This is a genomic window from Vibrio pectenicida, from assembly GCA_024347015.1.
In the GTDB taxonomy this organism is placed as follows: domain Bacteria; phylum Pseudomonadota; class Gammaproteobacteria; order Enterobacterales; family Vibrionaceae; genus Vibrio; species Vibrio pectenicida.
This window is the reverse complement of record AP024890.1, coordinates 51,597-64,043: the sequence shown is the minus strand read 5'-3', so window position 1 is coordinate 64,043 and position 12,447 is coordinate 51,597. Positions and strand designations below refer to the sequence as shown.

Genomic DNA, 12,447 nt, shown 5'->3' with positions numbered 1-12,447 from the left:
ATTAATAGAACGAGATTGGCTGGTATTTATTTCAATTGGCGAGATTTTTTTGATTCCCATTGAGTGATGAAAGCAACAGATGCAATAATAATGGCCGCGCCAAGCCATAATCTACCTGGTGGAACCCAGCTAAAGACAAGCCAGCCAGCCAGCACATTTAATGGTAATTTAGCGTGATCAAAAGGCTGCACAAAAGACGCATCTGCAACAGAATAGGCCTTTACGACAGCCCATTGAGCTAAAGCTGTCAGTGCGCCTGCTGCGAATAATACTAGCCAGATCGAACCGCCTGTTGGTGTTTGCCAGTCGGGTATCGCGAGCAGAATATTAAATGGGGTAATCAAAACCAGTAAATAGACAACCATAGTGGATGGTGAATCATCAGAGGATAATTTTTTGACCATTAACGAGTAACAGGCCCAAAAAAATGCAGCGCCAATAGGAAGTAATGTCGCCCAGCTAAAGTCATCAGCCCAAGGTTCTAAGATCAGCATGGCACCAATAAAACCAGATAGCGTTGCTCCCCAGCGAGCTATACCAACTTGCTCTTTTAAAAATAAGCCTGAACCCACGGTTGCAAAAAGTGGAGATGTCATTAATAAGGCAATACCTTGCCAAATAGGAACAGGGTAGGCGAGGGCCCATAACCACAGCTGGATGCCGATGACAGAAATGAAGACACGAAAAATATGCCAGCCGAGGTGGTTTGTACGTAAGGATTGACGAATGCCAAGAGTTTTTAAATACGGCATAATAACTATCAGTGCTATCGCATATTGAAGCAGAGCGACGGTCGTAGAAGATAAGCCAAATTTAATGCTGGCAATTTGCGCAAGGCTATTAACCAATGCAAACGCTAATCCAGCCGTGAGCATCCAACTTGCTCCCTGTACTGGGTGATGGGTTTTTGAAACCATAATTATCTTATTAGAAAAAGAGTAAGCAGAATCATACGACGTTATCGCTTATTCGTCATCTATCTTACTGTTTAATATTTGAATTTTGCTGAAATAGTCATTTAAATTACTTTACTAAAATAGGCGTAACATTGTACTTTAGTAAAGTGAGCAGTTCATCTAACTCTGCCACGCTCACTGACGCATAACGAGAAAATGAGCTGACTTGACCATGAGTGACAAGACAAGAAGGCATATTTGCGTTGCTGGCAGCTTGTAAGTCATAGACATAATCGCCCACATATAGAACTTGTTGAGAGGTTAGCCCCCATTCATCGGCAAGCGCTAACAAAGAGTCTGGGGCAGGTTTAGGTGGGAAGTGTTCACGACTAATGATGCGTGAAATGTTCAACTTATGTTGTTCCACTTTCCGTTGGGACGCTTGGTAGCAATTACGTGTAATAATGGCGGTGTATAGTTTATTTTGCTCAATGTAACCGAGTAAGTCATGGCAACCTTGCATTGGGGTGGAATGATTTGCGTCATCAAGTTCGTGTTTGAGTACCAACTGCTTTGCTTGCTGTGCAGATTGAGAGCAATCCAGCCCGTCAATAAAAGTAAGTAAATCAATGTCTTCTGGACAACCTATTTGTGTTCTCAGCCATTTAAAATTTAGACTTGAGCTAACTAAAGTATTATCCAAATCAAAGACGACAGCTTTGATCTTTCCTATGTCTAGATCCATCACTTCCATGTGAGCTTCCTCAGTAGACGTTATGTGAATTCTTTTTCCAAATACGTAACAATATCAGATGACTCATACATCCATTCTACCGTGTTATTTTTTTCTATCCTTAAGCAAGGCACTTTTATTGTTCCTCCGCCCACTTCAAGTTCGGATCTATGCTGCGGGTTAGCTATGACATCACGCAATTCAATATTTACTGATTGGCGTTTCATTGCTCTGCGCACCTTGACACAAAATGGACAAGCTTCAAATTGGTATAATGCGAGTTGTTTTGCTTTATCATCAATTTTTTGCTGATCTTGATTAGACCGTTTGACACCTTTAGGTGAGAAAATAAAATTGAGCAACAGAATTACACGGCCTAAGAACCAACGGACGAACTTCATAATATTCCTTACAACATGGTATTTATAGTAACATTGTACCCAAGTTAGTCTTTAATGAGTACTGATCTTGTGTTGCTTTGTTACTGTCAGCCCCAATCGTCTGGCAAGTCGAGTTAGATTCGCACGGTCTGTTTTTAACTGGCGAGCGGCTTTGGCCCAGTTAAATTGAGCTTCGGTAAGTGCGTGTGTGACTAGCTGCCTTTGATAATCTTCTGTCGATTCACGTAGCCCTTTTGACCAAGTTACCTCCGGCATATAAGTTGCGAGAGAAGTTTGGTCTGTGGGTATTTTAATTGGTAAGGTATTTAGCTCCCCAATATCCTCAATTGAAACTGAAATTAGCTTGGCGTTGTTAACTCGTGCTCTAGCTTTTAGCGCTGCTCGGTTGATAACATGTTCTAGTTCGCGTACATTGCCCGGCCAATTGTAATGTGGTAGCAGATGTTGAGCATCTTTACTTAGTTTGATTTGAACGATACCAAGCTTACGCCTTGCCTGCTCAAGGAAGTAACCTGCCAGAAGAGTAATGTCGCCTTCGCGTTGACGTAGTGGAGGAACACTAATTGGGTAAACACTCAAGCGATGATAAAGATCCGCTCTAAATCGCCCTTCAGCGACTTCTTCAGGGAGATCGCGGTTGGTTGCGGCCAATACACGAACATTTATGGTTTCAACAGTATCTTGGCCAACGGGCTGGATTTCATTGTTTTGTAGAGCTCGTAAGATTTTACTTTGTGCATTGAGTGGAAGTTCACCGATCTCATCTAAAAAAAGCGTCCCTCCATCTGCAAGCGCAAATTTGCCTAAGCGGGATTTATCAGCGCCAGTGAATGCACCTTTAACATGACCAAACAGTTCACTCTCAACTAAATTTTCAGGAATAGCAGCGCAATTAACATACACTAAGGGTTGTTTACGTCGATTGGATAAGTGGTGAATGCTTCGGGCTACTAACTCTTTACCGACCCCTGTTTCGCCGTTTATAAGGATGTTAAAGTGAGAGGGTGCGACTACCTCGATATCCGATTTTAACGAGAGCATCTTTTGACTTGTTCCAATAATTTCTCCTCCTTCTCGTTCCAATGCATCTTCGTTTAGTTCTTCAAAACGTTGCTGAGTTTGTTTTGCTTGCTGTTCGAGTTGATTGACTGTCATAGCCACTTTAAGTGTTGAAGCTAGGATTGCTGACAAAGCCTCTAAGCTACGTGTTGGAATTTGGTCAAAGACATTGGGCGTTAAGCTGTCAAGTGCCAGTATCCCTAGAAGCTTATCAGCATAGATAAGTGGCAGGCCCATGCAGGAATGCATGGGGAGGTCACCTTCGTAATCAATTAGCAAATTATCAAACGGGTCGGGCAAATCGCAATTGGTATCAAAGCGTACTACCACTTTTGATGAACATATGATGTTTAAGCGTGGATGCTCGCTGATAATAAATCGACGTCCTAGTGTGTCTCTTGTCAAGCCTTGGATAGCGAGTGGAATAAGAGTTTCACCTTGTAATGAAAGTAGCGCGATACTATCACATTGAATCGCTTTGCGGATCGCATCAAGCAATTTGTGAAATCGCTCTTGCTCATTATGACCAGTAGCAAGGCCAATTGTCATATCGATTAAAGTAGAAACAGAAATATCTTGCATGCTAGCGGTAGACTCCAGAATGAATTGTGATGCCTTTGCAGTCAATTGGGGCGGTTAAAATACAGTCACAGTCAGTATGTTATTAGACTATTATAGAGTCATTTGGACTTATTTCAATAGGTCTAAATGACTTTCATAAGACTAATTATTCACTAGAATCCAAGTAATTACGCGTTTTGGTGACTTGGCACTGATTGTGCAAAAGCATGGTAAGAGTAACCAGACTTGGAGAATATATAGATGCTCAATAACCAGCACATTGACGTTGTAAAAAGTACCATTCCTTTGCTAGAAAGTGCCGGACCAGTTTTAACTCAGCATTTTTATCAGCGTATGTTTTCACATAATCCAGAGTTGAAAGACATCTTCAATATGACGCATCAGAAGACAGGTCGCCAAAGTGTGGCTTTATTTGAAGCGATTGCTGCTTACGCAAAGAATATTGAAAGCTTGGAGGCATTGGCTTCTGCTGTTGAGCGAATTGCTCATAAACACACCAGTTTCAATATTCAAGCGGAGCATTATCAGATAGTTGGCCATCATTTAATCGAGACATTACGTGAATTAGCACCAGACGCATTTACAGAGCAGGTAGAAGAAGCATGGACGGCTGCTTATTTGTTTCTTGCAAAAGTATTTATTGATCGTGAGGGTGAACTATATCTGCAAAGAAAGCAAGCAATCGGAGGCTGGGAAAATGCGCGTCAGTTTATTGTAAGAGAGAAAACGCAAGAATCTGAACTAGTGATGAGCTTTATACTGGCTCCAGTTGATGGTGGTGAGGTACTTGATTATGTTCCTGGGCAGTATGTTGGAGTTGAAGTTAAACCATCGCTAGGCGAGCATAATGAGATTCGTCAGTATTCATTGTCGCAAAAGCCCAATGGTAAAAATTATCGTATTTCAGTTAAACGCGAAGTTGGTGAGCATAAAGGCTTGGTGTCTAATTTTCTTCACGATGAAGTGAGTGAAGGTAATATGGTTCAATTATACGCACCAGCTGGTGATTTTTATTATCAGGAGAAAGGTGCCCCTGTAGTGCTTATTTCTGCGGGTGTAGGTGCAACACCTATGCAGTCAATGCTACAAGTGCTAGCGGATTCGGGTAAGCAAGATGTGTCGTACTTGTATGCTTGTAACAGTTCTCATCAGCACACTTTTAAACATGAAACTGATCAGCTTATTGACCAATGTGGCTGGCAGCAGTTTACTTGGTATTTGAATGGTGAGGCACATTTTAAAGGTCAAATGGACCTATCTTCGGTAGCAAGTTCATTATCTTTAACTTGTGCTGATTTCTATCTTTGTGGGCCAGTTGTGTTCATGGAAATCATGGTCAAGCAGTTAGAGGACCATGGGGTACAAAGAGATCGTATTCACTACGAAGTCTTTGGCCCTCATGCTTACTTATGATTTTTGACAAAGGGTTTCCTGCAGGGAACCCTTTATAATCAGCCGAAATTATTTTTTAGCCAGTTCCAAATTGAAATTCGATTTGATGCAATGGGTGAACTTTTGTTACCGAGGTAAAAGCTAGCGAGAAACTGAGCCCGAATCTTGTGAGTGTCTGAATTTGACAGCTCTCTCATTGTCTTTGCTGTGGCATCTGCATGATCGTTAGCTAGGCTGAAATCCATTTTTAAGTAACCCTGAACGTAGAGCCAGACATGCGTAACCAGTATTAGCATGTGGAAATCTTGATACTCAAAATTTTTGGCGTATTCGGCACCTAAAGTTTTGTTGAGTGCCTGCCACATAGTTTTGACAGCCTTTTGATTGAGTTCAACATTTGATAGGCATTCAATATGAGCTTTAGTTAGAATACCTAGTAGGTGAGATTCATCTGCTGCATTGGGTTTATGTTGCTTAACTTTGGTAAATAACACCGAATGTTGTTGCAAAAATTGTTGCCATAACTGTGGATGGTCATTGATTAGCTGTAGTGAACTGATACCTATCTTTTGAAACGCTTGGTTGAGTTCACTCATTGGATTGTAGTGTTTCTATTTGAATTTCAAATGAACCTTTATCACAATCAACGAATACGCTTGTTCCACTGATCATGATAGACAGATCCATCCCCCGTTGAATTACTTCAGATAAGGCTTCTATACCTTCGGAGCTAAGACGATAGATATTAGCATCATACTGATGTGATTTATTTTTATTTTGTTCCCACCAAACGTCAGACTTATTAGTAAAGCTAAAAATATCAACCCTACCTGCTAAGCGAGTCGCTTTCTTTATACGATCGAGAGCTGGCTCGCCGACCTCAATCCAATGTGAAATTGTGCCATCTAATGCTTTTACCCAAAGATCTGGCTCTTCGATTGATGACAGACCTTTGGTAAATGTCAATTCTGCTTGGTACTTTATGCAGTATGCTAACACACGGGCGAGCATCCGAGTTGTATTCTCTGACGGATGCTGAGCTATGGTCAACTGTGGCGAGCTATATAGGTCTCTATTGGTATCTGAAATAGAGAGCCGGAATTTAAAAATAGTCGGTTTTAGTGCCATAATTATTTTCTACACATAAAAAAATAGCCAGCGTAGAGCTGGCTAATGAAATTCATTTAGTTTAAAAATTAAACTAATTTGATGTTTTCTGCTTGAGGACCTTTTTGGCCTTGAGATACAGTGAACTCAACTTTCTGACCTTCAACTAGTGTACGGAAGCCGTCACCAGTGATAGCAGAGAAGTGAGCGAAAACGTCAGGGCCGTTTTCTTGTTGAATGAAACCGAAACCTTTAGTTTCGTTGAACCATTTTACTGTACCAGTAACAGTGTTTGACATAATGTTTTTCCTTGATAAATCTTTTAAAAGCCATAACGGCAACGATAGCGTGGAAAAGGAGATTGCTATTGCGCACGACGTCACGGAAGAAATACAAGAAATCCAACGAAACGGCGAAATAAAAACAAGAACCGTTTTCTAGCTGACTCATAGTCTAAAGGTAAGTGGCACTAAGTCAATAAAATTCATATGATACTTTTCTGTTTCTAAGACTTTTTCATTGGAAACTTGCGCTGAGTAGAGTTTCGAAAATATTACTGTTTGCAGTTTAACTAGTGTAATATTCGAAATGTTGATGATTTTTTGATGAAATGTGATTTAATTGATTGTTGTGTTATTAATTGTCAGTTGTTTATAAAATAGAGTATAGGTAAGTACTATGGTTAATCGTACCAAAAAAAAGAATAGTGAAATTCAATCTCCGCAGATGAGTTTAGAGATTGGGCGAGGTGAGATCCATGATAATGCACTCAAAGCGCTTGTTACCAGTCCATTGTTTAGGACTCGTGTAGAAAAAGCTAAGAAGGGAAAAGGGAGCTTTAATCGTAAGCTGAAACACAAGGGCAAAGAGCCCTATCCAAAAGCTGCTTAGTCTTGCTTTTGAATAGGGCTTTATTTGTTTGATCTATCCAATGACTCCCATTGGGCTTTTAGTTATTATTTTTTATTTAAAACTTTAGATGTTTCCTTTGTTAATAAAGTGTAACTTTTTGTGTTTTTTCTATGTGTGATTCAATTATTTCTTTAAACGTCAAGGAATAAGATAAAACATAGGCTTAACCTTTATGTTACATATGTTAATAGCAATATTTTATGGTGAAAACATCATAAATCTATCACTTGAATTGATTGAAAAAGTGATGTAAACATGCAGGAAATGAGTTTTCATAAATGAAAATTAACTTTCACCTAAAGTCATAGTGAGTAGAAGATGAAACTTTTCCTGATAATCGTTGCGTCAATTTCAGCTGGCGTCCTCTCTGCTGAACACCTCCACTCATTCATGCTGGGGTTATGTATCTCTGCAATAGCAGTTGGTAGTTGCTATTGGTTTGCTTTTCGAAGCACACGCTTTCCTGAGTTAGCGTTATTACTTCTCATTATTGGTTTGTTTTCGAAATTGATTATTACTGTTGCGGGTGTAAGTTGGGGCCTGTCTCAGGAATTGATATCGTCACCATTCGTATTTGCGCTGTCATATCTATTCTTCTCTTTGGTTGTGACATACTTATGGTTTACTTATCGAGAAAGTATTACACCTAAACCAAAAACCGTGCAAAGTGCTTCTCAAACACGATAGCATGTGACTAACAATTAATTGTTGTGTTTTACTTCAGTAAAATCAGCGTTATTAGCGCTGATTTTTTGCAACTATTTACCTATAAATGGCGCTTAATTCTCATAAATTAATAAAAGCTAGTATGGATAAGTAACTATTGGTTACAAAGCAAACACATAGCTCAATTGTTTGTATATACTCAAACGCATAAACAGTACGATAAATTGTGACTTGAGTGGTAATGTCCCATGATAATAAATTTTCTTCGCCAAGCTGCCTTGTGGTGTACCTTAGCTTTGGCATTCAATGCTTTTTCTACGCCAACGATTGTCCCAGATCCGCCTTCATTATCTGCAAAAGGTTATGTCTTAATCGACTATAACACTGGAAAAGTATTAGTTGAAAAAAATTCTGAGACCAAGCTCAATCCTGCGAGCTTAACCAAGCTTATGACGGCCTATGTTGCTGGACAAGAAGTTAAAGTTGGCAATATTTCATTGGATGATCAGGTATTAATCAGTAAAAAAGCATGGGCAAAAAATTTCCCTGACTCGTCAAAAATGTTTATTGAAGTGGGTACTAAAGTCGCTTTGATGGATTTGTATCGAGGCCTGATTGTTCAATCAGGCAATGATGCGAGTGTTGCCATTGCTGAATATGTGGCTGGAAGCGAGAGCGCGTTTGTGAATATGATGAATTCATGGGCAGAAAAATTAGGGCTAGAGAATTCGTCGTACAGCAATCCCCACGGTTTAGACAGCAAAGGGCTTTATTCTACACCGCTCGATATTGCCAAGCTTGGGCAAGCGATTATTCGTGATCTGCCAGGTATTTATTCTTTATATAGTGAAACCTCTTATACGTATAATGGTATTACTCAATATAACCGAAATGGGCTTCTACGTGATAGGAGTATCAATGTTGATGGTATGAAGACCGGCTATACGAGTGGGGCAGGTTACAGCTTAGCGACTTCAGCAACGTATGGAGATATGAGATTAATTGCTGTTGTTATGGGGGCTAAAAGTTCTAAAAGCCGAGAATCTGTAAGCAAGCAGCTACTGAGCTATGGCTTTCGTTTTTTTGATACTATTTCCCCTAACAAAGCTGATGATATCGTAGCAAGTACTAGGGTGTGGATGGGAGACAAAGATCAACTCTCGGTAGGAGTGAATGAAGATATCTACCTGACTTTACCTAGGGGGGATATAGATAAGTTAAAAGCAGAAGTAGAATTTGATCGTGAGTTGGTTGCTCCCATTGCCAAAGGGGAAAAAGTAGGCAGTGTTATATACGCTGTAGAGGGTCAACCACTGGTGGTGACTGATCTAGTTGCCCAGTCAGAAATTAAGAAAGGAAGCATGCTAAAACGACTGTTCGATTGGTTTAAGCAGTTTATTGCCAGTTGGTTTTAGAAGGTAAATCATAAATGAGATTAGTCTTTAACTAACATTAACGGTTGGCTGACATCTTGGTTAAGAAAAGGTCACATAGTTGAGGTCAAATATGTGATTTGAGAATTAACCATGGAATTTACGGAAAAAGATCGAGAAGTGCTCTATTCGACTTGGATGTCAAAGAAATCGAAAATGCGTATTACGCAAATGGAGTTTGCAAAAAAACTAGGAATCAGTCAGCTTAGTTTTTCTCAGTTTCTACGAGGCGATCAGCCACTTACTATGTCATTTGTGAGTCACTTTTGTCGTTTGCTTCGTCTAGATCCCAAGCTCACTTTCCCCTCCCTCAAGCAAGCGAATGATTCTGGGCCTAAAGTTGTGTATCTAAAAAGTCGTTTGAGTGTGGATGGTGAAATTCAAAATGCCTACATTGAGGGTAATCAGATTGTGGTTGAATATGCGCACACCATCAACGAAGAATAGGCGAATTTTTATGTTCGCTACCATAGTCTTTTGCTCAGTGGTACCCTAAATCTCACATATTCTCATTCCTGAAGCCTCCCATGTTAGAAAAAGAAAACTTGATTAAGCTAGCACGCATTCAGATGCCATTTGGCAAATATACTGGACGCGTGCTGATTGACTTACCTGAAGAATATTTACTGTGGTTCGATAAAAATGGCTTTCCGAGAGGGGAACTAGGAGATCTGCTTAAACTCTGTTTAGCACTAAAAATAGAAGGACTAGATACACTAGTCAAACCGTTAAAGAATGGTTCTACGCGCTAGATTTTGTGTTTTGTTTGTATCAAATTGATTTGATGGTTGTCAGCGTGTGGTTGGCAATCTATATCCTTATTAATCTTGAAAGCACAATACCTCAGTTTGAGTTAAAAGAGTCTTATTTCACATGGGTCGAGTTGAAAAAACTCAGTAACCTGTACTAGTATGACCAGAGCGCATTGTAACTATCTAGCTGACTTAAATGAGCTTTTCCTAGTTTAATGTTCGGCTCAGTGGTGGTGAGCGTACTGATAAAATGTATCGACTAGCGAGTAATTACCATGATCCATAACGCAATAATCAATATCACTAATCTTAGGCTTAGGACGTTTATTGGTTTTAATGAAGATGAAAAGCAAAAGCAGCAAGACATAATTATTAATGTTGAGATCCACTATCTGGCAAATAGTATGTGTTTAAGTGACAATGTTGATAATGCACTAAACTATAAAACTATTTGTAAGAATATTATCCACCATGTTGAAAATGGGCGGTTTTTGTTGTTGGAGAAATTGACTAGTGATGTGCTCGGCCTATGTGTAGATAACCCTGTGGTGAGCTTTGCTAAAGTGACGATTGATAAGCCTCATGCACTGAGATTCGCTGATTCTGTTTCCTTGACATTAAGTTACTCAAACGAAGAAAACAAGGGTGATTAGATGATAAGTGATGAAGCAAAGCGAGTAAAAGAAGTACTTATTGAACAGGGTTTGGAGACACCACTTGTTGATAGTTTTATGAGTCCTGAGCAAAAATATGAAAGGCTCAAAGGACTGCTTACTGAAATGATCTCAGTAATCGGTTTAGATTTGAATGATGATAGCTTAGCCGAAACACCCCACCGTATCGCCAAGATGTATGTTAATGAGATATTCTCCGGGCTAGATTATATGAATTTCCCCAAAATCACTGTCATTGAGAATAAAATGAATGTTGATGAGATGGTGAAGGTGTCAAATATTAATCTAACTTCTACCTGTGAGCATCATTTTGTCACCATTGATGGGCTAGCGAAAGTAGCCTATTTACCTAAATTAAAGGTGATTGGCCTCTCAAAGATAAATAGGATAGTGCGGTTTTTCGCTCAACGCCCACAAGTTCAAGAACGTTTGACTCAGCAAATTCTTATTGCCATTCAGACTCTAGCTGAAACAAAAAATGTTGCAGTGACGATAGACGCGACACACTATTGCGTTAAATCGAGAGGAGTGATGGATGTCAATTCCAATACAACAACAACAGCCTTAGGTGGTTGTTTTAAAACAGATCCTCAAACTCGCGCGGAGTTTCTACAATGAGCCAGACGATATTAATTACTGGTGTTGGTAAACGCCTAGGTTTTGAGTTAGCCAAAGCATTATTAAAAGATGGCTATCAAGTGGCTGGTACTTATCGCACAGAATACCCATCTCTTGCTGACCTTAAAGAGTTAGGAGCTGATCTTTATCAGGTTGACTTCTATCAGCAAGATCAAGTGGATGGCTTTGTTGCTCAACTAGTGCAAAATTATGCCACTATTAGGGCTATCGTTCATAATGCTTCAGATTGGTCTGCTGACCATAATGGTCAGGCTGAGTCTAGTAAAAGTGCAGCAGCTGTTATGCAACGTATGATGACGGTACATGTTTCAGTTCCTTACCAAATCAATTTAGCGCTGCAAGATATTCTTCGCAAAAATGGTCATGCTGATGTTATCCACATTGGAGATTATGTCGCTGAAAAAGGTAGTAAAAAACACATTGCCTATGCTGCTAGTAAGGCTGCAATGAACAATCTGACTTTATCCTTTGCCTCATTACTTGCTCCTGAGGTTAAAGTGAACACTATCTCGCCAGCATTGTTAAAATTTAACCCAGATGATGGGGCTGCATACAAAGATAAAACACTGGCCAAAGCCTTGCTTCCAAGAGAGGCAGGTTTTGATGAAGTGATTGAAGGCGTAAAAATGTTGCTTAACAGCCATTTTATGACAGGTAGAAATTTGCAGTTTGACGGAGGACGTCATTTGCGTTGACTACTATACATAGTCATACCTACTATACATAGTCATACCTACTATACATAGTCATACCTACTATACATAGTCATACCTATTTTACATGGTCACTAGTAGCATACTTTTCGCCAATGTTACTTGCCAGAAGGGTGAAAAACCGAGTTGAAGTAGATATTAAATACTTTGGCTTTGGTGGGTTATAGTCGCAGCCATTGAAATAAGAAAAGCCAAATTAATGGCTTTTCTTGGGGCCATTTCGCACCATATCTTGTCCAGTTTGGAACACATCATCGGTTACCCATCTAGCTAATAGTAATTGATGGTTGTCATCCAGCACTGCAACAAAATGGCGTCCGTCGGCGTTATTGGTCGCAAGAGCAATACCCGCAATTACTTCCAATCCAAAGCTACCATTTTCGACTGCTATCAGAAAAGCTTCCAGCTCTTCTAGGCTATCAATGGTACGGTCATCACTAAACATAAAACTAATCTCTATAGACTCTCATTGAGTGGTCGATGTGAAT

At 39.8% G+C, this 12,447-nt stretch carries 16 protein-coding genes and 1 pseudogene; 9 read left to right on the top strand and 8 right to left on the bottom strand.

Going from position 1 to position 12,447, the window contains the following annotated elements; all coding sequences use genetic code 11:
• Positions 1-26 precede the first annotated feature (26 nt).
• The 4 genes from OCV27_RS15220 to norR form a co-directional block, all read right to left on the bottom strand.
• Positions 27-917 (bottom strand): DMT family transporter, encoded by an 891-nt coding sequence (locus OCV27_RS15220; RefSeq protein WP_125320005.1) that lies wholly within the window; start codon positions 915-917, stop codon positions 27-29.
• Between the two features lie 106 nt (positions 918-1,023).
• Positions 1,024-1,650 (bottom strand): HAD family hydrolase, encoded by a 627-nt coding sequence (locus OCV27_RS15215; protein ID WP_125320006.1) that lies wholly within the window; start codon positions 1,648-1,650, stop codon positions 1,024-1,026.
• A 20-nt stretch (positions 1,651-1,670) separates the two neighbouring features.
• The gene (locus OCV27_RS15210; protein WP_125320007.1) at positions 1,671-2,030 is read right to left on the bottom strand and encodes a glutaredoxin family protein; all 360 of its coding nucleotides are present in this window, start codon (positions 2,028-2,030) and stop codon (positions 1,671-1,673) included.
• A gap of 51 nt (positions 2,031-2,081) precedes the next feature.
• The gene (gene norR / locus OCV27_RS15205) at positions 2,082-3,671 is read right to left on the bottom strand and encodes a nitric oxide reductase transcriptional regulator NorR (protein WP_125320008.1); all 1,590 of its coding nucleotides are present in this window, start codon (positions 3,669-3,671) and stop codon (positions 2,082-2,084) included.
• 240 nt (positions 3,672-3,911) lie between these two features.
• Between norR and hmpA the strand changes: the two genes are divergently transcribed.
• Positions 3,912-5,084: an NO-inducible flavohemoprotein gene (gene hmpA / locus OCV27_RS15200; RefSeq protein WP_125320009.1), complete on the top strand. Its 1,173-nt coding sequence runs from the start codon at positions 3,912-3,914 to the stop codon at positions 5,082-5,084.
• A 38-nt stretch (positions 5,085-5,122) separates the two neighbouring features.
• Here hmpA and OCV27_RS15195 read toward each other — a convergent pair whose 3' ends face one another.
• From OCV27_RS15195 to OCV27_RS15185, 3 genes are all read right to left on the bottom strand, one after another.
• Positions 5,123-5,659, bottom strand: coding sequence for a hypothetical protein (locus OCV27_RS15195; RefSeq protein WP_245986668.1), 537 nt, complete (start codon positions 5,657-5,659; stop codon positions 5,123-5,125).
• Positions 5,652-6,191: a YaeQ family protein gene (locus OCV27_RS15190; protein WP_125320010.1), complete on the bottom strand. Its 540-nt coding sequence runs from the start codon at positions 6,189-6,191 to the stop codon at positions 5,652-5,654. Before OCV27_RS15190 ends, OCV27_RS15195 begins: the two co-directional genes overlap by 8 nt.
• A gap of 68 nt (positions 6,192-6,259) precedes the next feature.
• On the bottom strand, positions 6,260-6,469 hold the full coding sequence (locus OCV27_RS15185) for a cold-shock protein (protein WP_006960450.1): 210 nt from the start codon (positions 6,467-6,469) through the stop codon (positions 6,260-6,262).
• A gap of 427 nt (positions 6,470-6,896) precedes the next feature.
• Here OCV27_RS15185 and OCV27_RS15180 point away from each other — a divergent pair.
• From OCV27_RS15180 to folM, 8 genes and pseudogenes are all read left to right on the top strand, one after another.
• Positions 6,897-7,093, top strand: a pseudogene (locus tag OCV27_RS15180) (alternative ribosome-rescue factor A).
• Between the two features lie 307 nt (positions 7,094-7,400).
• Positions 7,401-7,769 (top strand): NADH:ubiquinone oxidoreductase, encoded by a 369-nt coding sequence (locus OCV27_RS15175; RefSeq protein ID WP_125319963.1) that lies wholly within the window; start codon positions 7,401-7,403, stop codon positions 7,767-7,769.
• 227 nt (positions 7,770-7,996) lie between these two features.
• Complete coding sequence (locus OCV27_RS15170; protein ID WP_125319964.1) at positions 7,997-9,163, top strand: D-alanyl-D-alanine carboxypeptidase family protein; 1,167 nt, start codon at positions 7,997-7,999, stop codon at positions 9,161-9,163.
• Between the two features lie 111 nt (positions 9,164-9,274).
• A complete protein-coding gene (locus OCV27_RS15165) occupies positions 9,275-9,628 on the top strand; it encodes a helix-turn-helix domain-containing protein (protein ID WP_125319965.1) in 354 nt (117 codons plus the stop codon).
• A gap of 80 nt (positions 9,629-9,708) precedes the next feature.
• Positions 9,709-9,933, top strand: a complete 225-nt coding sequence (locus tag OCV27_RS15160) for a DUF3820 family protein (protein ID WP_125319966.1) — start codon at positions 9,709-9,711, stop codon at positions 9,931-9,933.
• A gap of 275 nt (positions 9,934-10,208) precedes the next feature.
• Positions 10,209-10,586 carry a dihydroneopterin triphosphate 2'-epimerase gene (gene folX, locus OCV27_RS15155; protein ID WP_125319967.1) on the top strand — a complete coding sequence of 126 codons (378 nt, stop codon included), beginning with the start codon at positions 10,209-10,211 and terminating at the stop codon, positions 10,584-10,586.
• Positions 10,587-11,225, top strand: a complete 639-nt coding sequence (gene folE, locus OCV27_RS15150; RefSeq protein ID WP_125319968.1) for a GTP cyclohydrolase I FolE — start codon at positions 10,587-10,589, stop codon at positions 11,223-11,225.
• The gene (folM, locus tag OCV27_RS15145; protein WP_125319969.1) at positions 11,222-11,941 is read left to right on the top strand and encodes a dihydromonapterin reductase; all 720 of its coding nucleotides are present in this window, start codon (positions 11,222-11,224) and stop codon (positions 11,939-11,941) included. Before folE ends, folM begins: the two co-directional genes overlap by 4 nt.
• 214 nt (positions 11,942-12,155) lie before the next feature.
• On the opposite strand, the gene OCV27_RS15140 is transcribed toward folM, so the two are convergent.
• Complete coding sequence (locus tag OCV27_RS15140; RefSeq protein WP_125319970.1) at positions 12,156-12,404, bottom strand: hypothetical protein; 249 nt, start codon at positions 12,402-12,404, stop codon at positions 12,156-12,158.
• Positions 12,405-12,447: the final 43 nt, after the last annotated feature.